The 22,540-nt window shown below is 71.2% G+C and carries 23 protein-coding genes and 2 pseudogenes; 7 read left to right on the top strand and 18 right to left on the bottom strand.

All coding sequences use genetic code 11. The features are described 5' to 3' along the window. The first annotated feature begins 34 nt into the window (after positions 1–34). Positions 35–400 carry an STAS domain-containing protein gene (locus AFR_RS23535; protein WP_023363513.1) on the top strand — a complete coding sequence of 122 codons (366 nt, stop codon included), beginning with the start codon at positions 35–37 and terminating at the stop codon, positions 398–400. On the opposite strand, the pseudogene AFR_RS47965 reads toward AFR_RS23535, so the two are convergent. The 6 genes and pseudogenes from AFR_RS47965 to AFR_RS23515 form a co-directional block, all read right to left on the bottom strand. After that, positions 375–944: pseudogene (locus tag AFR_RS47965) on the bottom strand (transposase); the annotation flags it as partial. The gene AFR_RS23535 and the pseudogene AFR_RS47965 overlap by 26 nt on opposite strands. Before the next feature lie 231 nt (positions 945–1,175). Then, a pseudogene (locus AFR_RS47310) lies at positions 1,176–1,355 on the bottom strand (transposase); the annotation flags it as partial. A gap of 154 nt (positions 1,356–1,509) precedes the next feature. Beyond that, the gene (locus tag AFR_RS23530; RefSeq protein ID WP_023363508.1) at positions 1,510–1,713 is read right to left on the bottom strand and encodes a hypothetical protein; all 204 of its coding nucleotides are present in this window, start codon (positions 1,711–1,713) and stop codon (positions 1,510–1,512) included. 75 nt (positions 1,714–1,788) lie between these two features. Continuing rightward, entirely contained in the window at positions 1,789–2,376 is a 588-nt protein-coding gene (locus tag AFR_RS23525; protein WP_023363506.1) for a hypothetical protein, read from the bottom strand. 127 nt (positions 2,377–2,503) lie between these two features. After that, positions 2,504–4,636 (bottom strand): SEC-C domain-containing protein, encoded by a 2,133-nt coding sequence (locus AFR_RS23520; RefSeq protein WP_023363504.1) that lies wholly within the window; start codon positions 4,634–4,636, stop codon positions 2,504–2,506. Further along, positions 4,636–5,004, bottom strand: coding sequence for a hypothetical protein (locus AFR_RS23515; RefSeq protein ID WP_023363503.1), 369 nt, complete (start codon positions 5,002–5,004; stop codon positions 4,636–4,638). Before AFR_RS23515 ends, AFR_RS23520 begins: the two co-directional genes overlap by 1 nt. 223 nt (positions 5,005–5,227) lie before the next feature. On the opposite strand from AFR_RS23515, the gene AFR_RS23510 reads away from it, so the two are divergent. Next, the gene (locus AFR_RS23510; RefSeq protein ID WP_023363501.1) at positions 5,228–5,410 is read left to right on the top strand and encodes a hypothetical protein; all 183 of its coding nucleotides are present in this window, start codon (positions 5,228–5,230) and stop codon (positions 5,408–5,410) included. Between the two features lie 58 nt (positions 5,411–5,468). On the opposite strand, the gene AFR_RS23505 is transcribed toward AFR_RS23510, so the two are convergent. From AFR_RS23505 to AFR_RS23485, 5 genes are all read right to left on the bottom strand, one after another. Further along, positions 5,469–5,693 carry a hypothetical protein gene (locus AFR_RS23505; protein WP_023363499.1) on the bottom strand — a complete coding sequence of 75 codons (225 nt, stop codon included), beginning with the start codon at positions 5,691–5,693 and terminating at the stop codon, positions 5,469–5,471. Positions 5,694–5,822: 129 nt separating this feature from the next. Then, on the bottom strand, positions 5,823–6,503 hold the full coding sequence (locus AFR_RS23500; protein ID WP_041841073.1) for an SDR family oxidoreductase: 681 nt from the start codon (positions 6,501–6,503) through the stop codon (positions 5,823–5,825). 19 nt (positions 6,504–6,522) lie between these two features. Continuing rightward, complete coding sequence (locus AFR_RS23495; RefSeq protein ID WP_023363495.1) at positions 6,523–7,812, bottom strand: glycosyltransferase family 2 protein; 1,290 nt, start codon at positions 7,810–7,812, stop codon at positions 6,523–6,525. Next, entirely contained in the window at positions 7,806–8,795 is a 990-nt protein-coding gene (locus AFR_RS23490) for a glycosyltransferase family protein (RefSeq protein ID WP_023363491.1), read from the bottom strand. The genes AFR_RS23495 and AFR_RS23490 overlap by 7 nt, the downstream gene beginning before the upstream one ends. Continuing rightward, positions 8,792–9,706, bottom strand: a complete 915-nt coding sequence (locus tag AFR_RS23485; RefSeq protein WP_023363489.1) for a WcbI family polysaccharide biosynthesis putative acetyltransferase — start codon at positions 9,704–9,706, stop codon at positions 8,792–8,794. Before AFR_RS23485 ends, AFR_RS23490 begins: the two co-directional genes overlap by 4 nt. Before the next feature lie 171 nt (positions 9,707–9,877). Here AFR_RS23485 and AFR_RS48465 point away from each other — a divergent pair, with 171 nt between their 5' ends. The 4 genes from AFR_RS48465 to AFR_RS23465 are packed head-to-tail and all read left to right on the top strand — an operon-like array spanning position 9,878 to position 13,897. Further along, the gene (locus tag AFR_RS48465; protein ID WP_023363486.1) at positions 9,878–10,966 is read left to right on the top strand and encodes a glycosyltransferase family protein; all 1,089 of its coding nucleotides are present in this window, start codon (positions 9,878–9,880) and stop codon (positions 10,964–10,966) included. Beyond that, the gene (locus tag AFR_RS23475; protein WP_023363484.1) at positions 10,963–12,108 is read left to right on the top strand and encodes a glycosyltransferase; all 1,146 of its coding nucleotides are present in this window, start codon (positions 10,963–10,965) and stop codon (positions 12,106–12,108) included. The genes AFR_RS48465 and AFR_RS23475 overlap by 4 nt, the downstream gene beginning before the upstream one ends. Beyond that, positions 12,099–13,076, top strand: a complete 978-nt coding sequence (locus tag AFR_RS23470) for a glycosyltransferase (protein ID WP_052359441.1) — start codon at positions 12,099–12,101, stop codon at positions 13,074–13,076. Before AFR_RS23475 ends, AFR_RS23470 begins: the two co-directional genes overlap by 10 nt. Continuing rightward, positions 13,073–13,897, top strand: a complete 825-nt coding sequence (locus AFR_RS23465; protein WP_023363480.1) for a glycosyltransferase family 2 protein — start codon at positions 13,073–13,075, stop codon at positions 13,895–13,897. Before AFR_RS23470 ends, AFR_RS23465 begins: the two co-directional genes overlap by 4 nt. Here the strand turns inward: AFR_RS23465 and AFR_RS23460 are convergent. Next, the gene (locus AFR_RS23460; protein ID WP_041841072.1) at positions 13,875–14,753 is read right to left on the bottom strand and encodes a hypothetical protein; all 879 of its coding nucleotides are present in this window, start codon (positions 14,751–14,753) and stop codon (positions 13,875–13,877) included. The genes AFR_RS23465 and AFR_RS23460 overlap by 23 nt on opposite strands. A 57-nt stretch (positions 14,754–14,810) precedes the next feature. Beyond that, on the bottom strand, positions 14,811–15,608 hold the full coding sequence (locus tag AFR_RS23455; protein WP_023363476.1) for an SDR family NAD(P)-dependent oxidoreductase: 798 nt from the start codon (positions 15,606–15,608) through the stop codon (positions 14,811–14,813). A gap of 56 nt (positions 15,609–15,664) precedes the next feature. Between AFR_RS23455 and AFR_RS23450 the strand changes: the two genes are divergently transcribed. Beyond that, positions 15,665–17,656, top strand: coding sequence for an acyl-CoA dehydrogenase family protein (locus AFR_RS23450; protein ID WP_023363474.1), 1,992 nt, complete (start codon positions 15,665–15,667; stop codon positions 17,654–17,656). On the opposite strand, the gene AFR_RS23445 is transcribed toward AFR_RS23450, so the two are convergent. The 5 genes from AFR_RS23445 to ku are packed head-to-tail and all read right to left on the bottom strand — an operon-like array spanning position 17,617 to position 22,502. Further along, the gene (locus AFR_RS23445) at positions 17,617–19,230 is read right to left on the bottom strand and encodes a phospholipase D-like domain-containing protein (protein ID WP_023363470.1); all 1,614 of its coding nucleotides are present in this window, start codon (positions 19,228–19,230) and stop codon (positions 17,617–17,619) included. The two genes, AFR_RS23450 and AFR_RS23445, sit on opposite strands and share 40 nt — an antisense overlap. A 21-nt stretch (positions 19,231–19,251) precedes the next feature. After that, positions 19,252–20,070: an MBL fold metallo-hydrolase gene (locus AFR_RS23440; RefSeq protein ID WP_023363467.1), complete on the bottom strand. Its 819-nt coding sequence runs from the start codon at positions 20,068–20,070 to the stop codon at positions 19,252–19,254. Positions 20,071–20,111: 41 nt separating this feature from the next. Further along, positions 20,112–21,008, bottom strand: coding sequence for a TIGR03619 family F420-dependent LLM class oxidoreductase (locus AFR_RS23435; RefSeq protein WP_023363465.1), 897 nt, complete (start codon positions 21,006–21,008; stop codon positions 20,112–20,114). A 22-nt stretch (positions 21,009–21,030) separates the two neighbouring features. Next, on the bottom strand, positions 21,031–21,498 hold the full coding sequence (locus tag AFR_RS23430) for a hypothetical protein (RefSeq protein WP_041841071.1): 468 nt from the start codon (positions 21,496–21,498) through the stop codon (positions 21,031–21,033). 17 nt (positions 21,499–21,515) lie between these two features. Then, the gene (gene ku / locus AFR_RS23425; protein ID WP_023363461.1) at positions 21,516–22,502 is read right to left on the bottom strand and encodes a non-homologous end joining protein Ku; all 987 of its coding nucleotides are present in this window, start codon (positions 22,500–22,502) and stop codon (positions 21,516–21,518) included. Positions 22,503–22,540 lie beyond the last annotated feature (38 nt).

Genomic DNA, 22,540 nt, shown 5'->3' with positions numbered 1-22,540 from the left:
GCCCGTCGTGTCCCGCCGACGTGAGGCCCTTCCCATGCTGTCTTCCCCGCACCGCACCGTCGTCGCGGCCGTCGTCGGCCTCGACGACGTGGTGATCGCCACCGTCTACACGCACACCGAAACCGACGACCAGGCCCCGGACCTGCACGTCATCACCGTCGACGGCGACGTCGACCGCGACACCGCCCCCTACCTGGAACGCGCCCTGGTAAGAGGCCTGTCCGTCGGCCAGCGGGTGTGCTGCGACCTCAGCCGCGCCGACTTCTTCGGCTCGGCCGGCGCAAAGGTCCTCTTCACCGCGGCCGCCACCGGCGGCGCCTTCCGGGTCCGCGGAGCCCGCGGCATCACCCGCCTGGTCCTGGACGCGGTCGGCTTCAACCGCACCCTGCTCGTCGACTAGGCCGTGCCCTGCCGATCATCGGAGCCAGATCAGAGCGGTAGAGAGCGGCCCGTTTGGCGTAGCGGGTGGCTAATGGTCGCCATTGCTTGAGTCGGTCGAAGCAGCGCTCCACCACGTTGCCGGTAGACCTGTTTGTCGAACTCGGGTGGTCGTCCGCCGTGGCTGCCTTTGGCGGCTCGGCGGGCGACCTGGCCGGACCCGTTCGGGGATGGTGTGGGCAATGCCGCGGCGGCGTAGTCCGCATCGGGTGGGGTCGTGGGCGTAGGCCTTGTCCGCGATCAGCATGTCGGGTCTCTTGCGGGGCCGGCCCGGACCACCGTGGTGCACTCGGATCGCGTCCAGCAGCACGAACGGCTGAGGGTTGTCACCAGATCGGCCGGGCGTGAGCCAAGATTGGCCGCGGCCGTCGACGGCGAGATGAATCTTGGTGGTCGGGCCGCCCCTCGAGCGACCCAGCGCTTCACCATCCGCCGCTGGGAACCACGCTGATGATCCATTCGACCGGTTGACCGTCGTCATGGACCTGGACCTGGACCTGGACCCGGATCCGTTCCTAGGTCCCGTCATCGGTGGAGTGCTACCCAGCACGTACCGAGCCAGTCGTCCGGCCGGCGAGCCGCGGCAGGAACGAGTCCGGTCAGCGGGTCCGCCCCCGCCCCGGCGGCTGCGGCGAGCTCGGTGTCCCAGCCAGGGCCCGCACGGCGTCAGGAAGGCCCAACCTCATTGAAGTTGGGTTCTGCTGAGCCTTTTGCGGGCCCTGGCGCTTGGCCGGCCCCCACTGCCGTAGCCGTTCGTGGCAGGTCTTCCATGGGCCGTAGCCGTTTCGGTAGGTCCCGCCGCGGCGCCCCAGTTCCACAAGATCCGTTGATCACCTGCCGGTGATCCGCCATCGCCCTGACCTGCGGCTCGACTCCGGCAACAGCGGCTCGATCACCGCCCACGTCTTGTCGGTCAGCTCACCTCGCCCAACACCGGGCACATCAACCAGGAACCGATCAACCGATCGGCAGTACAAGGCCCAGGGGCCTCTCCTGCCGATCTTGACGGCCTGCTCTGCGAGGCGAAACCTGGACCTCGCTGCGACCTTGCCAAGATCGGCAGGACAGGCCCTAAGCGGGATCCTCCTCGACGACCCCCATGTTCTCGGGGCGGTTGGCGCGGGTCTCGTTGATGCCGGCGTTGCTGCTGCCGTGGGACGGTGTGTCGCCGGTCGGCTTCTCGTCGGTGGTGAAGGAACCGGTCTCCGGGCTGCCGGTGATGTGCTGGTCGGCACTGCTGCCGGCGTTCCGGACAACCTTGTCGTCGCTGCTCATGCCAGGTCTCCCTCGTCGGACGGTCTACCCCGCCCTAGTACCCAGCGCCGAGCCGCTAACTCCTCACCGGCCCGGCTACAGGCAGGGCGGGGTGTACCGGTGGATACGCAGGCCCCGGAAACTGAGCTCGTTCGCGGTCTTGCCCACGAAGACCAGGCCACGCGCCTCGCTGAGCGCCGACGCGAACGAGTGCGCGGGTGCGCCCAGTTCGGGGACCGCCCCCCACGCCTGCGGCCGGAAGCTGAAGAACCGGGTCACCGTCCGTCCCTGCGTCGACGGCACGGCGGTGGCCCACTGGGCGCCGCCGCTCCAGTGCGAAGCCGGACGCAGCTGCACGTACAGGTCCTCGGTCGCGCTGTAGGTGAGCCAGAAGCCCTTCGAGTCCGCCAGGTCGACCTGCGCCTCGAACTCGTTCGCGAGCCACACGACCACCACGTGCCACTCGGCGTTGACGAAGTCGACCTTCGCGGTGTAGCGGTCACCGTGACGGTTGGGCAGGAGCAGACTGCCCGTCGCCGGCACGGTGGTCCCCTCACCGCTGGCGAGCCACTGCTGCAGCCGATCGATCGACGGCGTCGCGCACTCGGCCGGCCTCGCAGCGGGCCGGGCCGGGGTCGCCACCGCGGCGGCCGGCGTCAGGACCAGGCACGCGGCCGACGCCACCAGGGAAAACCGTACTGCCACCGTCAGTCTGGACACTCCGGACTCCCCGCCTCGGCTCAGTAAACCTTGTTAAAGGTTGGCCTGCGGACGCATCGATGTCAATCTCTGGATGCGACACCGTTTCCGCTCACCCGCGTCCGGAAGCCGCGGGCACCGGTGCATGGCAGTCGCCGTACGCTCGTCCGGAACCACAGGTGCACGGATCGGCGCGGGCACGGAGCCTCAGCTGCGGTGCGGCGTACGCGACGAAGGCCAGGCCGAGCGGATCACCCTCCGCGAGCAGCGAGAGCCGCGCGCTGAGCAGGGATTCGGCGATGGTGCGCCTCCCGGTCACGAACGCGTCCAGGAACTGCTGTCCGAACCGCGCACCGAGCCGCGCATCCGTGGTGATCTCGGTGCCGACGACACCGGAGGCCTTCGCCGTACGGATGAAGGCGTCGACGAAGTTCATCGCGTGCCGGGGCTGCACGGCGGTGGTGCCGCAGCCGTTCAGCACCACCAGTGGACGGCTCCGGCGCCAGTAGACGTTGCCGGTGGCGATCTGCTCGTACTGGATCCCGAGGGATTTGCGCGGTCCGACAACGAGGGCCGGGATGCCGTTCGTCTCCGAACCGTGGCAGAAAAGGTAGACGAGATGGGGTTCGAGAGCAGTGTCGCGCATCGCCTCCAGCAACCGGCCCGCGGTGGTGCAGCGGTGCACGAAGCCGGCGCCCCCGAGCGCCTCCACCCAGGCGACGTGGCCGCCCAGGTCGGTGAAGTCGTCGGCGACACCGAGAATCATCCGTGGCCGTTCCTCGGCGTCGATGAAGTGAGTGGCTTCGACGTCGGCCGACGGTGCGACCCCGGCTGCGTCGCCGACGCTGAACGCGGACGCCTGCGGAAGGGTGACCCCGTGCCGGAAACCCCAGAATCCGCTCGGGCACACCACGGTCTCGGCGTGCTCCACGGCACCGAGGAAACAGGGCTGCCGGGACAGATCCGCACCAGTCCGGATGGCGTCGAGGGCCTCAGGACAGACACGCCATTCCCGTACGGGCACCGTCGTGTCCAGGTCGTAGTCGTAGAAGAGCCCGGCCGGAACGGTGAACGACGCGTCCACCTTGTTGGCGAATTCCACCATCCCCGGTCGGCGCATCAGGTCCTGCAGTTCCTTGATCCGTGAGCGCGACACGTCGGGCAGCGCCGGGGCTGCGCCGTCGGCCACGCGACCGGCCACGTGCGCCCACAGCCGGTGCCCGGAGATCGCCAGCTGGATCAGATCGTCGCTGAACGACCGTGCCGTCCGCGGCCGGCCGTACTTGAACCCGGCGCCGTCCCGATACTCCGGCGCACCCCAGGCGACCGTGGTGAGTGTTCGGCGCGCGCGGTCGATGTGGTCCTGGATCTGGTGTTCGCTGACGGACACGGTCGCCGTCAGCGCTTCACCGCCGAAGAATCGGAAGCTGTGGGTGCCACGACCGTTGTTGTTCGCGAAGACCGACAGCTGGAGGGGCTGGATCTGAGCGAGCGCCGCCGGCTCGAAATCGGTGTCGACCGCGTAGTCGACGACGACCTGCAGGGCGTCCTCTCGTTCGGCAGCGCCCGCTTCGACCGTCACCGACAGGACGCGTGACTGGAGAAGAGTGCCGCGGCAGTACACGTTGCACCGCAGGCGGTGGATTCCGGGCTCCTCCGGGGTCCGGATCGGGAACAACAGACGATCGGGCGCGGCGAGGCCGACGGTGGGCGGGCGGCCCGGGGTGATCCGCCCGTCGCTCCCGAGAGTCAGCGTGCCGACGTTTGTCCCCGGAGTGAGGATCAGCTCTCCGGGATAGTCGAACAGGGCGACGGTGATCGCATCGCCGGCCACGGCTTCGTCGGGGAGCCGCAGCGCCCGCGGGACATCGTCGAGGGCACCCTCGACGGGCGTGGCCTCGATCGCGAACCAGAAGAGGTAGGCGCGGCCGGGCTCCAGGCAGCGATCCCGGCTCGAGGGCTGCAACGGGAGTTCGGGCCGGGCGAGGCCGGTGCTGACAATACGACCGGGCTCCTCGTCGTCAGTTCGCCCGAGAGCCTCCAGGATCGCTTCGACGAGCGCATCCCGCCTCTCGGCCGAGGTGGGACCTTCGAACTCGACGGGGAGTTCGGCCCCGATCTCGACGCTGACACCCGGTGAATGCTGCCGGTGTGACAACCAGCCTTTGACAGCTGTGACTGCTCCCAGCGCCGCCATGGCCACGACGGGAAAGAAGGTCAGAAGTTTGTCCAGCAGGTCCAGCACTAGAGGCCCTGGCTGCCGCTGTCACCACTGACCATCGGGAAGCTTCCGTCGGTCTTCTCGTCCGTGCCCAGCGCGGGCCGGCGCCCGTCGAGGAAGTAGGCCATGGACCAGCCCTTCGAGCGGTTGATCAGAATGAAAATCACCAGAAGCAGGAAGTAGCCGAAGAACCCGGCCGCCAGACCGATCCCGTACAGAGCGAACATCACCGTCTGCTCCGGGAACAGCGACAGGACCGCGGCGCCGCCGAGAGCGCCGATGATCGACAGCAGGTCGGCGATCTTCACCACGTCGCGGTGCCGGTTGACGAAGTAGGTGTTCCAGCCGATCACGGCGCCGAAGGCAAAAGCACCCCATTCGAGCAGTGTCACAGAGGCTCCGAACTCGTGTGGTCGTCTGGTCCGAGGGTGGACCAGAGACTCTAGTGCAGCTGACGAGCGCCACATCGGACAAGCGGCAGCTCGCCGCCCGGCAGCTCTCGGGTGGTGAGGCATCCGTTACCGAAAGGTTCACGTGGAGGGAGGCGGGGTGTGGCGTTCTGCTGGCCGGGCGGCGCCACGATCGATGCCCCTCCCTCGTACGGAAACGACGGTCATGATTGCCCTACCGATCCTTCTCCTCGCGGCGGTGATCGGAGTTTTTCTCGCTGCGGCCGACGGTCCCTACGAGCACGACAAGGTACGCCTCGAGCGGGTCAGCGTGGTGCTGATCGCGGCGGCCGCGGTGATCGCGGCGGCGGGTGTGGTGGTTGTCGTCCGTGACTGGGTGCCCGGCTGAACCCGGGAACACGACAGCGCCCGCCCCGGAGGACAGGCGCTGTGGATGCCGCGGTGTGTCAGGCGGAGATCGCGGCGAGGTCCGCGATGGCGCTGGCGGTGCGGAAGTACTTGTTACCGGCCAGGTCGCCGATGGTCTTGATGTTGAAGGCCTTCTGCAGCAGCTCGGCGTCGCTGTCGCTGACACCGGCCAGTGCGGCGACCGGTGCGTTGACGAGCTCCGAGGGGGTGCTGGACTCGTACGCCTTGTCGAGGACCTTGTCGAGGTTTGCGGAGACTGCCATAGGGAGTTCCTTCCGTCCGTCGGATCCCGCGGCCGTGGTGGCCAGGCGGCCCATCGAGGGTTGCACATCCATGATCGTGAGCGCCGGGCGGGCTTCCGTATTGAGGGGCCGTGTCGGAATCGCGCCGATCTACAGCGACGTCACGCCGCGGACGCGGTGACCGACCGCGATCGATTCGCCGGAGATGGCGCCGGCCAGGGGTGAGACCAGGAAGGTGATGAGGTCGGCGATCTGCCGGGGGCTCGACTCGCCGCCGCGGCCGGGCTCGACAGCGGCCGCCGGGGTCTCGGAGACGATCCCGGGGTTGACCGTGTTGACGGTGATGCCGGTCCCGGCGACCGAGTCGGCGAGATTCTTGGCGGTGATGATCAGGGCGGCGTTGCGGACCGAGCCCGTCACGTTGCCCGTGAGGAAGGCGTTCTGGCCGCTCACGCCGACGATCCGGCCGTACCCGGCACGGCTCATGATCGGCAGTGCCGCGTTGGCCAGGCGCAGGAAGGACATCGCCTTCGCGTCGATCGCGCCGAGAACCTGTTCCGGGTCGGCGTTGCGGGACGCGTCCAGGGTCTGGGCGCTGGGTGCCGCCGCGATGACCACGGCGTCGAGCCTGCCGTGCTGCTCCAGCACACCGTCGAAGGCCGCCTGCACCGAGTCCGGATCCTGGGCGTCGAGGACGATGCCGTCCTCGGCGTGCCGTGAGGCGGCGAGGGTGGTGGCACCTTCCTCGCGGAGCCGTTCGACGACGGCCCGGCCGATCAGCCCCGTGCCGCCCACGACCACGACGACCCGTCCCTCAAGCTCAAGATCCACGTGACCGACGGTACCAGCCTCAGGCCCAGCCTCCGAGATAGCCGGCCAGGCCCGGGTCGGCACCGAGGACCGTAAGGTCGGCGTCCGGGAGGACGGTGGTCTCGAAGACGTCCTTGCCCCAGGCCGCGCGACGGGCGGCGGCGCGAGCGGAGTCGACGCGCAGCAGGGGCGCCTCGGCCGGTCCGAGCAGCACGGTCCCGACAGCACCGGCGCCGACCGTCGACACCGCGTCCCGGAGCAGGTCGGCGGCCCGGTCGGCGCGGACGGCCGCCGGCACGTCGATCACCACGCGGGTACGCGGGTCGAGCAGCGACGACGCGGTCGTGACCCGCTGATCCGCGCTGAAAACGCCCTTGAAGTCGCCGGGAACCTGCACCACTGCCTCGGGCAGGGCGGCGAGCAGCGAATCCACGCAGACGAACGCCGCCGCCGGTGACAGTGCCGCGGCGAGCCTGATCACGACGTCGGGGCTTGCGCTGCGCAGGCCGTGCCCGCGGGATCCGGCGACCGGGATGTGGTCGGCGAGGAGCAGCGTCTCGCCGTCCTTGCGCGCCCGGCGCTCCGGGTCGTCGGTGCCGCGACCGGCCCAGTCCGGCCCGTCGTGCCAGGCCACCGCGTCACGGACGTGGGCGAGGATCGCGCCGCCGAGCCAGGCCCGGTACGTCCACTCCCAGTCCTCACCCCCGTACGCGCGGAACTGTTCGTCGAATCCGCCGGTGCGCTCGAAGAACCAGCGGGAGCAGGCGAACGCGGCGCCGATCACGTACCGGTAGGCCCGGTCGTCGGCGTCGAGCAGGTTGCGGGTCTGCCGGTACGCGTCGATCAGCCACTGTGGTTCGGGCAGCTCAGCGGCCGGCCCGGCGTGTTCGACAGGGGTGTCGGCGGGCAGCCCGGCGAGCGCCGCGTGCCGCCGCCGGCCCACGACGACGGCCTCGGGCGCGAGCGCCGGAAGCCGGGCCATGCGGGTGAGGTACTCGGGCTCGGGCGAGGTGTCGGCGTCGAGGAAGCAGAGCACCTCGCCGGTCGCGGCCGACGCGCCGAGGTTGCGGGCCGCCGCAGCCCGGAACCCGTCGTCGGCCTGGCGCAGGAGCTGGACCCCGTCCGGCACGCGGGGCGGTTCGGGGGATCCGTCGTCGACGACGATCACCTGCGTCCGGCCGGCGGGATGCGTCTGGCGGCGCAGCGCTGCGAGCGTACGGTCGAGCTCCGCCTGCTGCCGGTAATGCACGACGATGACCGAGACGGTGGGTGGCTCGGTGGGTTCGAGCCCGTCGAGGAGGTCCCACCGGTTGCCGGGGACGGTCACCATGCGACGTCCTCGGTCCACCAGCGGAGGTAGGAGGCGGCGGTGTCGTCGAGGTGTGGACGCGTGACCGCGTCCGCCGCCAGCCAGGTCGACGCCGGGTCGGCGAGGGCGTCGGCGATCGCCGGCGCGACCTGTCCGGGGGCGACCAGGTGCACGGTCTCGGGGCGCAGCGCCGCCATCTCCCGGGCGTAACGCCCGTCGGCGACGAGCGGCCGGCGACCCGCCGCGATCCAGGTGGCCAGCGAACCGGAGGCCGAGAAGTGCCGGTGCGCCACGACGGGCACCGCCACCGACCTGCAGCGCGCGATGAGCTCGTCGTCGGGGACGTAACCGGTCACGTTCACCTCGACTCCCTGGGCCGACGCCTGTTCGGTGAGGCTCGACAGGTCGGCCTCGTGACCTGCGGACGCGCCGCCGAGCACGGTCACGCACGGGCGGTCGGAGAGGGTGGCAACTGCTTCCACGACCTCGGCGTGGCCCTTGCCCGGATAGAAGAACCCCAGCACGGCGACGTCGGGAGTGCCTGCGCTCGGCCGCGGTCCCGGCGGCGCGGGCGTGACGGGTAGCGGTACGACACCGAGTGCGTGCGGCGCGATACCCGCTTCCGCCAGGTGCGCGGCCTCGTGCCGGCTGTTGACGACAACGCCCCGCGCGACCCGGGCGATCCGCGCGTAACAGTCGGTCCGGCGCGGCAGGTTCCGCGGGCCGTCGGAGGCCTGCGGTACGTCATGCAGCGTGACGGTCAACGCGGTCCGCGCCGCGATCCGTTCGACCGTCGCGGCCGCCTCCTCGGGCGACCCGGCCCAGAGCCGGTCGGTGAAGTGCAGGTGGGCCCGTGCCGGTGGCCGATCGCCGAACAGGTCGTCCGCGGCCATCCGCAGCCGGAGACCGGTTGTCGCCTCGACGGCCGTGGCCAGGTCACGGGCCGCGACGGTCACTCCGTGACGCTCGGTGGCCGTGACGGCGAGAGCGGGCAGCCCGCTCATGCGAGACCCAGGATCCGGAAAGCATCCGCGTGCCGCAGCAGGCCGGCCTGGACCGCGTCCGGGTGGCGGGAGTACCAGGCGAGGTGAGCCTCACGGACGGCGCCGGTCTCGATGATCTTGCCGTCGACAACCCAGTACGGCCGTTCGTCCCCGTCGAGCCCCCACGTCTCGAGGACCGCTGCCTCGCGGGGCGCGTGGACGGAGTCGAGGAGCGGCCGGCCCGGATCGACCGGGTGTTCCGGCAGGCCGAGCGCCGCGCGGACGCGGGCGGCCAGTGCCGAGAAGACGAGGTTGCCGGGATGGTTCAGCGTGCGCATCAGCGTGAACGCCGGTGCCGTAAAAAGGTCCGAGATGACCACGGTGCCGTGGGCTGCCTCTCGTGTGCGGAGTTGGGTCAGGGAATGGTCGGCGATCGCCCGAACCGTCGTCGGGTCGAGTTCGGTGCGGGTGGTGAGCCCCGCGGCCTCGGCCAGCACGCGGAGATCGTGGTAGCCGACGATCGGCGGCGCGAGGCCCGGATCGGACGGGGGACGCACGATCGCGTGTGTCGGGTACAGCCCGGCGAACCGGATCACCGGCACCCGTACCGTCCGGCCACCGGTGGCGATGCGACCCGCGAGCTGGGCCGTACCGAGGGGGAGGCCGTGGTAGTCGTCGCGGATCGGCTGAGAGATCAGCAGTGTCGTCCGGGCCAGCCAGCGGTCGAGGTGCGGAAGGTCACCGGTGACCAGTTCGTGCACGGCCGGCATCCGGACGGTCCGCAGCCCGGCGCCGTCAAGCATGATCCGCAGCGACTCCGCCTGGCAGTTGCCGACCACCAGCGCGACGTCCCCGTCGCCGGTCGGTTCGTCCAGGCCGTAGAACACACCGAAGTGCCTGGTCCGCGGGTCGGGCCCCGCCGTCTCGATCATGATCCCGGCGGAATGCCCCCTCGCCGGTCCCGCTACACCACCCCCGACGAAGTGTTTGTGTCGGCAAACTCTCTGTGAATCTTGGCCGGAAGTGGGCACTCTCCCTCCGGCGCGTACCCGTGGTCCGCGCAGGTATTCGTACCGATCCACCGACATTGTGAAGAGGCATCGATGACGCTCGCCGTACCCGCACCCCGAGTGGCCTCGATCCCGTCCGCCCACCCGTACGTGCGGCACACCCTGGCCGGTTCCGGCGCCGAGCTGCTGGCCGATCCGCCGCCGCCCGGCGCCTCGGACGGTCGCTGGTGGCCGCCGGTCATGTGCGACGCCGCGTGGGTACGAGCACAGCACGACCGCTTCGACGTCATGCACGTGCACTTCGGGACCGAGTCGTACTCGACGGCCCACCTGCGGTCGTTCGTGCGTGCCCTGCGCGCCACGGGCCGGCCGCTGGTCTACACACTCCACGATCTCGAGAACCCGCAGCTGACCGACCAGGCGCCGCACCTGGAGCACCTCGACGTGCTCGTCCCGGCGGCCGACCAGGTGGTGACGCTGACCGAGGGGGCCGCCGCCACGATCTGGCGCCGCTGGGGCCGTGTCGCCGAGGTCGTCCCGCACCCGCACGTGCTGGCGTTCGACGCCGAACTCCCCGCCGGCCGGCCCTCGGACGCCTTTGTCCTGGGCATCCACCTCCGGGACATCCGGCCCAGCATCGACGCCGTGCGAGCCGTCGCGACCCTGCTGGACGCCGTCGACCGCCTGCGTGCCCAGGGTGTCCCGGCGGTCGGCCGCGTCCAGGTGAACGAGCGCGTCCGCGACGAGGCCGCCCGGGACCAGGTCGCCGCGCTGGTCAGCGCGCATCCGGCGGCTGAGCTGCGCCGGACCGAACGGCTCGGCGACGCCGCCCTCGCCCGGTCCATCGCCGACCTCGACGTGGCCGTGCTGCCGTACCGCAGCGGGACACACTCCGGCTGGGTCGAGCTGTGCTGGGACCTCGGCGTCCCCGTCGCCGGCCCGCGTGTCGGCCACGCGAGCGAGCAACATCCTGAAGATTTCGCCGTCTTCGACGCCGGCGACGGCGACGCTCTGGCCCGGGCGGTCCAGCGCCTCCTCGGAGCACCCCGCCCCGGTACGCCCGGACGAGCAGCCCGCCTGGCCGAGCGCCGCCGCGAGCGGATCGCCGGGGCCGCCGCCATCGCCGCCGCGCACACCCGCCTCTACGACTGTGTCCGTACGCCCGTCGAGCAGGCCGCGTGAACGCCCGCCCCCGCACGATCGTCGTCATCGCACCACTGCGCCATCCCATCCGCGAACCCCACGCCGGTGGTCTCGAGGCCACCGTCTGGGACCGCGTACGCGTGCTCCGCGACCGTGGTCACCGCGTACTGCTCTGTGCCGTCGAGGGTTCGCAGTTCCAGGAGGACGCACCGCCGGAGTTCCGGCTGCCGGCCGTGGTGTGGCCCGACGAGACCGAGGCGACCGACTCGACGTTCCCGCCGGGGCACCTCGAACGCGCCGTCCCGGCCCTGGAGGACGCGCTCGACTACATCCGCCGCAACGCGGACACGATCGACGTCGTCGACAACCACAGCCTGCACCCGCAGCCCCTGACCTGGGCCGAGAGGCTCGGGGTGCCGGTCGTGACGACGCTGCACACCCCGCCGCTGCCCCGGCTCGTCGAGGCGGCACGAGCGGCAGCCGACCCCGGTCGCTTCCTCGCCGTCAGCGCCTACACGGCCGCCGAGTGGCGCGAGCACGGTGTCGGTGCGCTGGTGATGCCGAACGCGATCGACGGCAACCGCTGGCTGCTCGGCCCCGGCGGCCGCGACCTCGTCTGGTTCGGGCGCATCGTGCCGGAGAAGGGCCTGCACCTGGCCGTGCAGGCCGCGCGGCTCACCGGCCGGGTCCTGCGCATCGCCGGGCGCGTCGGCGACATCCCGTACTTCCAGCAGCACATCCGCCCGTTCCTCGGTGACGGCGCCGACTACCTCGGACCGCTCGGGCAGCCGGAACTCGCACGGCTCGTCGGCGGCAGCGCGTGTGCGCTCATCACCCCGCTGTGGGAGGAGCCGTTCGGACTGGTCGTCGCCGAGGCGATGGCGACGGGAACACCGGTTGCCGCGTTCGACACCGGCGGCATCGGCGAGGTCGCCGGTACGGCGTCAGCGGTCCGGCTCGTCCCGATGGGTGACGTCGAGGCCCTCGCGGAGGCGGCCGAACAGCTCGCGAGCGACCGCGGGCGGCACCGGCAACGCCGCCGGCAGGCGCGGGCGGCAGCCGTCGCCCGCTTCTCGCTGGACCGCCGGGCCGCGGAGCTGGAAACCGTCTTCGACCTGTCCGCCACCACCTTTGACCTGTCCGCCACGACCGCACGACCGGGAGCCGACGCATGGGTATGACCGGCTGGTACGTCCACCACCACGGTGCCGGACACCTGACACGCTTCCGCGCGGTGCGGCCGCACCTCGCGGGGGAGGTGGTGGTCTTCAGCTCGCTGCCGGAACCGTCCTCGCTGCCCCCGCAGACGAGCTGGGTGCACCTCGGCCGCGACGACGACCGGCCCGCGGGCGCTCCTGACCCGGCCGACTCGGACCCGACCGCCGGTGGCCTGCTGCACTGGGCACCCCTGGGCCACGCCGGCCACGCGCGGCGCCTCGCCGTCATAACGGACGCGATCGCGACCCGGCGCTTCGACCGCTTTGTCATCGACGTGTCGGTCGAGGTGGCGCTGCTCGTCCGGCTCCTCGGCGTCGCCACCGTCGTGGTCACCCAGCCGGGTGATCGCAGCGACGACCCGCACCGGCTCGCGTACGCCTCGGCGACGCGGGTGCTGGCGCCGTGGCCCGGGGGAGCGCACCGGTCCCAAGGCTTCGTCGAGGTCGGCGGCATCTCCCGTTTCGACGGGCGGGTCCGCGACGCCGAACCCGACCCCGGCACGGTCCTCGTGCTCGGCGGCGGCATCGTCGAGGGGGACCTCACCGAACGCGTCGCCCGTGCCGCCGCCGCCAGCCCGGGCACCCGCTGGCAGGTCGCCGGAGGTCCGACGTGGATCGACGACCCCTGGCTGGCGTTGCAACGAGCCGAGGTGGTCGTCGCGGCCGCGGGGCAGAACAGCATCGCTGACCTCGCCGCGGCCGGCGCGCGGGCGGTAGTCGTCCCGCAGCCGCGGCCGTTCGACGAGCAGGCGGCGACGGGCCGCATCCTGCTCGACCGCTCCCTGGCCGTCGTCGAGCCCGCCTGGCCCGCCGACGACGCCTGGCCGGCCGTGCTCGACCGCGCCCGCTCCCTGCAACCCGACTGGTCACTGTGGGGTGTCGCCGGCGCCGCGCGCCGGGCCGCCGACGTGATCGCGGAGGTGGGCGCGTGACCGCCGTCATCACCCTCTGCTCAGCGTCCCGCCTCGATCACGTACGCCGCCAGCAGCGCCTGCTCGCGTCCGCGCCCGTACGCCGCATCATCGTCTGGCTCGACGCCGACGCGCCACCACTGTCCGAATTCCCCGGGGCCGACATGGTCCACGTACCGCCAGGCCAGCTGGGCCTGCGCCTCGCCGCCGGCCGCGACCGGGGTGCCGAACGGGCGCTGGCCGCGGGTGAAGACCTGCTCGTCTTCCTCGACGCCGACTGCCTGCCCGGTCCGGACCTGCTCAGTCGCTACCGCGCCGCGGCGGACGCCCACCCGGGTGCCGTGCTGTGCGGCCCGGTCACCTACCTGCCGGAGGGCATCCGCCCGGAGAACGCCGACGCGCTCCCGGCCCTGACCGCACCGCACCCGGCCCGCCCGGCCCCGCCCGACCATCAGAACGTCGTCGCCGGCCCGGACGACCACCGCCTGTTCTGGTCACTCTCCTTCGCCGTGACAGCACAGACCTGGCGTACGGTCGGCGGCTTCGACGAGGCCTACGAGGGCTACGGCGGCGAGGACACCGACTTCGGCTTCACCGCCCGCGCCCGCGGCGTCCCCCTGGTCTGGGTCGGCGGCGCGCACGCCTACCACCAGTACCACCCGACCTCGGCCCCGCCCTGGCAGCACCTCGACGACATCCTGCGCAACGGCAAGCTCTTCGCCGACCGCTGGGGCTCCTGGCCCATGGAAGGCTGGCTCGAAGCCTTCGCCGCCGCCGGCGCCATCGAACGAACCCCGGAAGGCTGGCAGCGCACCCCCGTCAGAGCCGCAGGACCGGCTTGATCGCCGTGAAGTCGGGCGACAGCTCGGCGCCGTCGGCCAAGAGGCGTACCAGGGTCGCGCTGTTGTCCTTCATGCACGCGAGAATGCGGTCGCGGTCGGGGACGTCGTCCACGTTGATCTCACCGCTGTCGTACATCTCGCTCCAGAAGTAGCCGTCACCGTCGCTCGGGGCCATCGGCACGGCCACCACGGCCGTGCCGGCGGGGAGCCTGGTGGTGTCGCCGTCGGCTTCCAGCTCGAACCGCAGCCGGTAGAGGTGCAGCATGGTCGGCGACTCGCGGGCCGGCGTGCCCAGTCGCAGGGCGAAGCGGTCGGCCTCGTCGCTGCCCTGCTGCTGACTGACCGGCACGCGCACCTCGGTGCCGGTGGCCGGTCGCAGCGGCAGGGTGACGTCGTAGGTCGCGGACACGCCCACGGGGCCGCCTTGTGAAGCGCACTGCTTCATGACCGCCGAGTCCTCGACCGTCACGACAACGCGGGTGACGACCGTCCGCCGGGCGTTCCGGTTGTGCACCGTGATCTCCACGGCGGGCGGCGAGAACGTCGTGTCCACATCGGCCGGATCTCCGTCCGGGGCGGGATCCCGGACGACCAGGTCGATGGCCTCCAACCCGGGCCCGAGCGAGGCACTCGGCACAGGCACCGCCGAAATGGTGCGGACCGGCGCCGGAGCGGCCGGAGTGTCGTCGCCGGTCAGCATGTCGCGCCAGTCCGGCACCGCGGCCAGCACGCCGACCAGCAGCGCGGCAAAAGTGGCCAGCGCGACCAGGGCGGACAACCCGTGACGCTGCTCCAGCCGTCTCAGAAAGCTGTCCCGCGGGACAACCTCCTCGTCCACGCCCTCGTCCTCCGGCATCGACTCAGGCTAGTGGCGAACGTCGATTCGCGAAGCCCCGTCTGCCGCGGCGGCGGGCTAGAGCCCGACAAGTTCGAGGCTTCGGCGGCGGAGTTCGGAGCGGGCGGCGGCGTCGTAGGCCTGGTTGTGGGCCCGAGCCTCGCGCTGCCGGTCGTAGAACTGGCCGGTCACTCCAGCGACGTCAGTCCCGACCGCCAGTCGGCGCACGGCCGCCACCCCGGTTTCGAGGTCGTCGATCTGGTGGCCGACCTCCTGCAGCACCATCTTCGTCGGCATGTAGGTGGCCGGGTGCAGGCTGGTGACGGTCACCTCGGCCGCCGGCACGCGCCCGGCCAGTTCGAAGCCCGACATGATCTGCGCCAGCTTGCTCTGCCCGTACGCGCGGGTGCCCGAGTAGCCCCGCGTCAGCATGAGGTCGTCGAAGTCCAGCGGTGCCTGCCCGAGCGAGGCCACGTTGACGATCCGGGCCGATCCTGTACGCCTCAGCAGCGGCAGCAGCTTCTCGGTGAGCAGGAAGCCCGCGAGGTAGTTGACCGCGAAGCGCAGCTCGTAGCCGTCCGCGCTGACCCGGCGTTCGCGGCCGTCGGGCTCGCCGGAGCCGATGCCGGCGTTGCTGATCAGGACGTCCAGCCGGTCGGTGGCCGACTGGACCTCGTCGGCGAGCCGGGCGACCTGCGTGAGGTCGGACAGGTCGGCGAGCAGCGTGACCGGCTTGCCCCCGACCGCCTCGGCGACGGCGTCCAGGCGGGCGCGGTCACGGCCGTGCAGGAGGAGGTCGTGGCCCTCGGCGGCCAGGCGTTCGGCGAGGCCACGGCCGAGCCCGTCGGTGGCGCCGGTGATCAGAATCGTGCTCATGACCTCATTTTTACACCGCGCGGGACGACGGCCCCGGCCGTTGTTACTGTCGAGTAATGAAGGCTGATTCCGTCGATCCGGCTCGTGTGCAGGATGTGCTCGACGGGCGGTGGGGACACGTCCGGCGGGCGGCGCGGACCCAGCTCGCCGGGGACCACTTCGTCGCCGTGCCGGGTGAGACCCTCGAGCAGGCCCGCGAGCGGATCACCCGCTTGTTGCGCGAGCTCCCCACCGACCTGGGCGCCGCTGCGATGTTCCCGGACGAGCACGGTGGTGCTTTCGAGCCGGGAGCGGCCGTCACCGCGGCGGAGATGCTGGCCCAGCTCGACCTCTCGCTGATGGTCAAGGCCGGCGTGCAGTGGGGGCTGTTCGGTGGTGCGGTTGCGGCCCTGGGCACCCGCCATCACCACGAGACGTACCTCAAGGAGATCATCTCGGCGGATCTGCTCGGCTGTTTTGCCATGACCGAGACCGGCCACGGCTCCGACGTGCACCGGCTGCGGACCGTCTGCGAGTACGACCCCGCGACCGGGACGTTCGACCTGCACACGCCGCACGAGGCCGCGCGCAAGGACTACATCGGCAACGCGGCCCGCGACGGCCGGATGGCGGTGGTGTTCGCCCAGCTCGTCACGCAGGGCGAGGGCCGCGGCGTGCACGCGTTCCTGGTGCCGCTCCGGGACGACGACGGGGCCGCGCTGCCGGGTGTGACCATCGGCGACGACGGACACAAGGCCGGGCTGCTGGGTGTCGACAACGGCCGGCTCTCCTTCGATCACGTCGCGGTGCCGCGCGAGATGCTGCTCGACCGGTACGGCCAGGTGGCCCCGGACGGCACCTACACCAGCCCGATCGACAACGACGCGCGCCGCTTCTTCACGATGCTCGGCACGCTGGTCCGCGGCCGGGTCACCGTCGGCGGCGCTGCATCCGCGGCCACCCGGCAGGCGCTGACCATCGCGGTCCGCTACGGCGAGACCCGCCGCCAGTTCACCGCACCCGGTCAGGACCGCGAGGTGGTGCTCAACGACTACCTGGCCCACCAGCGCAAACTCCTGATCGCCCTGGCCCGGACGTACGCGTTCACCTTCGCCCAGGAGGAGCTGGTCACCACGCTGCAGGAGGTGCAGACCGCGGACGGGCCGGTCGACGAGCACCGGCAGCGTGAGCTGGAGTCCCGGGCGGCGGCGCTGAAGGCGGCGCAGACCTGGCATGCCACCCGCACGATCCAGACCTGCCGTGAGGCGTGCGGTGGCGCCGGCTATCTGGCCGAGAACAGGCTGCCGGGCCTGAAGGCCGACACCGACGTGTTCACCACCTTCGAGGGGGACAACACTGTCCTGCTCCAGCTGGTCGCCAAGGGGCTGCTCACCGGGTACAGGGACAATTTTGAATCTCTGGACGGCTGGGGGCGGGGCACTTTTGTCGCGGAGCAGGTCCGCGAGATGGTCCTGGAACGCACCGCGGCCCGGTCACTGATCCGGCGGCTGGTCGACGCCGCGCCGGGCGGCAGTGACGCGGGTGCGTTCACCGATCGTGGCTGGCAGCTCAAGATGCTCGAGGACCGCGAGAAGCACGTCCTGGAAGGGGTGATCCGGCGTCTGCGCAAGGGCGCCGCGACCAAGAAGGACCGGCCGTTCGACATCTTCAACGATGTCCAGGACCACGTGCTGGAGGCGGCGAGCGCGCACATCGACCGTGTGGTGCTCGAGGCGTTCGTCGCGGGCATCGAACGCGCGACCGACCCGGCGGCCCGGGAGCTGCTCGCGCGGGTGTGCGACCTGTTCGCGCTGAGCACGATCGAGGCCGGCAAGGGCTGGTTCCTGGAGCACGAACGGCTCACGCCGGGCCGTTCCAAGCTGCTCACCTCTGCGGTCAACGGCCTGCTCAAGGAGCTGCGTCCGCACGCGGCGACGCTGGTCGACGCGTTCGGGATCCCCGACGCCTGGCTTGCCTGCGCGATCCTGCGGGAGGAGCCGGGCCGCCAGGAGGAAATGGCCCGCGACGATCAGCGCCGGGACTCGCGGCGCAGCACGAACGACGAGTAACGGGCCGGGATCAGGGCCCGCTCGGACGGGTGGAAACCGCCGGGCGAGCCGGCCCGGCGCCAGGTCTCCGGCGGGTGACCGTCCGGCAGCCATTCGGTCCGCCAGATGCCCAGCGCGGTGTCCAGATCGGACAGGACGGGCGTGACCTCGTCGTTCAGGGGTGCCCGCAGGTGCTCGGCCCACAGCTTGACGCGCAGGTCGCGCACGGCGTGCCCGGTGGTGACCATGGTCGAGGTGATCTCGCTGTCGGTGCCCACCATCGACCGGCTGAAGAAGTTCGCGGAGCCGATGCTGATGAACACGTCGTCGACGAGCATCAGCTTGGTGTGCACGGTGAGGTTGTCGACGCGGTACATGACCACGTTGCGCCGCGACTCCGGGGAGAGCTGGTCCAGCACCCGCCGGCGCAGATCGCGGGTGATCACCGGGCGTACGGTGCTGTCCCCACCGTCGGCCGGGTCCCGCCGCCCGGACCCGATCAGGATGATCTTGACGCCGCGGCAGGCGGCGGCACGCAGCTCGCCGTAGAGCTGGAACCGGGGATCACCGCCCGGCGCCTCGTGGAAGTACTGGTCCTCGAGGTAGATGTAGCGCTCGGCCCCCCGGATCGCCGTGACCAGGGCGCGGTAGACCTCCTGGATCCCGGCCCGCGTGACGTTGGCCCGGCGCATCCGGCGCAGGCCCCGGTGGCGATAGAGCGACCACGGCCGGTACGACCGCAGCACCTGCACCGCGGTCCCGTCGGCCGGACGGTCCGGCTGCTCCGGCACGGGTGGCAGGGTCAGCGGGGTGTCGGGCGGATTGATCACCGTCAGGCCGCCACCGCTCGGCAGGCGGAAGTACTGCGCCGGCAGGTTCCGGGCGATCTTCCGCGGCGGCAGGATGGCGGCGTTCTCCCACCGCGACCGGAACGTCTCCCGCACCCGCACCGCCGCCGGGCCGTGCAGCCTTGCGGCCGCATCGTGCCAGCCCCACCGGTGCACCCCGAGCCGCAGATGGTGATGCGGCGACTTGTCGAAGCGGGTCGGGGACAGATCAAGACCGCCGACGTACGCGGTGAGCTCACCGTCGTGGCAGAACACCACGAATTTCTGGTGGTTGGACCCGATCAGCGGCCCGGACCAGTCGAGCAGCACGCGGTCGTGCAGCGGTGGCTCGGCGACCTCGCGGTTCGACGGCAGCCACGCCCGCATCACCCGCGCGGCCAGGGTGTTCGCCCGGAACGGTCCCACCGGCAGCCACGGCACCCCGCCGGAGAACTCGGCCGCGCTGAGCACGATCCGCACGTCGGTGCCATCCGCCGCCTTCTCGGCCAGCACGTCGGTGAACGGCCTGTACCCCGGCTCGCCGGCCACCCGCCCGGACAGGTCGAGCTGCGGATCGGCCTGGTAACCGGCGATGTAGACGGCGTCGCCGGGGCCGAGCGCGTCCATCTGCTCGGCGAGCGCGCTGAAGTAGGTGACGCCGTCGATGATCGGCTCGTACACGGAGTTCTCGGTGAAGGTCGGGCACACCTCGGTCGCCGGCGGCAGGTACCGGTCGATCAGTTCACTCAAGGTCAACGCGTGCGGCATGCGGTGATTAGACCGGTGCCCTCAGCTGCGATGCAACACGCGAAGACGCTCGGCCTGCCCGTCGTGCATGTCGCTGACCCATTCCCAGCCCGGCTCGGCCGCCGGACCGATGCGCGGGTCGTCGGGAGTTTCCCCCTTGCGCAGGGCCAGCACGTACGCGCGGTCCCGCTCGATGCGGGCGCGGACCTCCCCGGCGCCGCCGGGCGACCCGTGACCGGGGACGACAACGTCGACGTCGTCCGCCACGCTCTCCAGCAGCCGCAACGCCGCCAGGTAGTCCTCGACGGGGTCCGCCGTGCCGTCCAGGTCGAGCATCGGGATCAGGACGTCGGACAGCATGTCACCGGCGATCAGAACCCGGCGTTCCCCGATGATCAGCGCCGCGTGGCCCGGTGCGTGCGCCTGGTGCTCGATGATCCGGGCCCGCGGGCCGTCCCAGGGAATCTCGGACGCTCCGGCGGGCAGCCCGGTGATCTCGCCGAGCAGGTCCATCGGAACGTGCTCGGCGATGCCCGCGGGCTCGAGGTGCTCGGTGATGCGGGCCTTCGCCTCCGGGTCCGTCAACTCCTCGCGGATGGTGGCGGCGCAGCGGGCCGTGCCGTACCGCGGGGCCGTGCCGAGCCGGGCGTGCCAGAGCACGTGGTCCCAGTCCGCGTGTGTCGAGAAGCCCGCCACCACGGGCCGGTCCGGCCCGAGGTCGTCCGCGAGGCAGACCAACTCGTGCTCCTGCAGCCCGGCGTCGACGAGCAGCACACCGGTGCGGCCCTCGACCACCACGGCATTGCTCTTCAGGAACTCGCTCTCGTGGACCAGCACACCCTCGGCGACCTGTGTCAGCACGTGCGGCCTCTTCCCCGTAGTGGTTGCAGACTGCAACCACTTTAGCCGACGCGCTCCCGCAGCTCGGACATCAGGCGCAGGTGGCTCTCGATGCCGTCCGGCGCCACGTTGTAGAAGAGCACGTGGTCGAGGCCGGCCTCCGCGAGACGCGCGAGGTCGCCGGCGATCTCGACGGGGGATCCGCCGAGGTAGGGCCGGCCCTCACCGATCGGATCCGCCGTGATCGGTACGTTCGCGCGTGCTGTCACGGTGAGTGTGGACGCGTCCCGCCCGTTGTCGGCCGCGGCCGTCCGGAAGGTCTGCACCGACGCGACCAGTTGCTCGTACGAGAAGGCATTGGGATTGATCCCGTCAGCGATCCGCGCCGCGCGTTGCTGGCCGGCCTCGGTGTTGGCGCCGACGATGATCGGCAGGTGCTGCTGCACCGGCTTGGGATTCACCTCGGAGGCCTCGATCGTGTAGAACCGGCCCTGGTACTCCACCGGGTCCGGCCCCCAGCAGGCCCGCATCGCCGCGACCATCTCGTCGAAGCCGGCGCCGCGCCGCTTGAGCGGCACGTTGGCCGTGGCGAACTCCTGCGGCATCCAGCCCTGACCGATCCCGGCGATGACCCGCCCGCCGCTCAGCTGATCGAGCGTGGCGAACCGCCGCGCCAGCACGACCGGCACGTGGAACAACGCGTCGATGATGCTGGTGCCCAGCCTGATCCGGTCGGTCAGCGCGGCGACGTAACTGAGCGTCTCGAGCGGCTCGTAGGTCTCCCTGTACTCGGCGGGGATCCGTTCCAGAGCCCCGTCCGCCCCCGGCACCATCTTCGCCATCGGCCGGAGCAACCTCTCGTACGTCCACAGTGCGGCGTACTCGAGACGCTCGGCCTCCTGGGCCACCCGCCTGATGTTCGGCACGGACGCCAGTGATCCCGACGTCGGCAGTGCCATCCCCAGCTCCACAGTCAGCTCCTCAGCTCAGCCGTTGCAGTCGCGCCGTGACGGACCTGTCCACCTGGCCGCGGTCGTAGCCCCGCCACGTCACCGCAAACCGGGTGTCCCGCAGCGCATCGCGTGCCGCTGCCCGGGCGAACTCGCCGTCTGTCTCCAGGGCCGCATCGGCGGCGACCAGGGCGCGATCGACCTCACCCCGGTCGTACCCCCGAAGAACGACCGTGAAGTCGTCCGGCTGAGGCTCCGCCGGGGTGTGGCTCACCGCGCCGTCGCCGAGCGCGGCCCGGAGCCGGCCGACCTCCTCGTCGACCTGGAGCCGGTCGTAGCCGCGGAGAGCTACGGCGAAGCTGGCATCCTGCAACGCGCCCCGCGCTGCGGCCTGCACCGACTCGTCGGCGGAGGCTGTCGCGGCCTCGGCTTGATCGAGTAAAGCGTCGACGGCGGCGGGCTCGTAGCCGCGCAACACCATTGTGAGGTCCCGTGCCATGGACGCCAGACTATGCGTCAGGCCGCCTTTTTTGTGGCCCTCTTGGCAGCGGTTTTCTTGGCGGGCGCCTCGGCTTTCTTGGCGGGTGCTTTCTTGGCGGGTGCCTTCTTGGCAGTTGCCTTCTTGGCCTTCGTGGCCGGCTTCTTGGCAGGTGCCTTCTCGGCGGGCGCTTTTTTGCCCTTGGCCTTGCTGCCCTTGTCCTTGTCCGTTGCCGCCGCGCTGCGGCCGCTGCGGGCGCGCTCGACGCTGGCCTGCAGCGCCGCCATCAGATCGGTCACCTTGGTGGCGTCGGGTGCGGGCTCCGCGACGGTGACCTCCTTGCCCGCCTTCTTCTCCTCGATCAGCGCGTTGACGCGGTCGGTGAAGCTGTCGCGGTAGTCCTTCGGCTTCCACTTGGCCGACATCGAGCCGATGAGCTGCACGGCCATCTTCATCTCGGCGGGCTTGGCGGTCGAGCGGGGCAGATCGTCCAGTTCCTTCGCCGGGTCGCGCACCTCGTCGGCGAAGTACATGGTCTCCAGCACCAGCAGTTTGCCGTCCGGCCGGATCGCGGCGAGGTATTCCTTGCCCCGCATCACCAGCGTGCCGATGGCCGCGCGGTTGGTGTCGGCCATGGCGTCACGCAGCAGGGCGTACACCTTGGCGGTCTCCTCGCTGCCGGGCGCGAGGTAGTAGCTCTTCTGGTAGAAGATCGGGTCGATGTCGTCCAGGTCGACAAACGCGTGCAGGTCCAGGCTCTTGGACCGCCCGGGCGCCACCGAGTCGAGCTCGTCCTGGTCGAGCAGGACCAGCTGCCCGCCACCGACGTCGGTCCCCTTGACGATGTTGTCGTAGTCGACCTCCTTGCCGGTGCGCTCGTTGACCCGCTGATAGCGGATCCGGTCGCTGGTGCCCTTCTCGTACTGATGGAAGGACACCTCGTGCTCGTGCGTGGCGGAATACATCGCCACGGGCACCGAGACGAGCCCAAAAGTGATCGCCCCGGTCCAGATCGGTCGCGCCATACCCGCTTTCTACCCCATTCCGGCGCGTTCTCACCGCC

The organism is Amorphoplanes friuliensis DSM 7358 (genome assembly GCF_000494755.1).
Taxonomy (GTDB): domain Bacteria; phylum Actinomycetota; class Actinomycetes; order Mycobacteriales; family Micromonosporaceae; genus Actinoplanes; species Actinoplanes friuliensis.
Note: the sequence above shows the minus strand (reverse complement) of the source record. Positions and strands in the feature narration are given on the sequence as shown.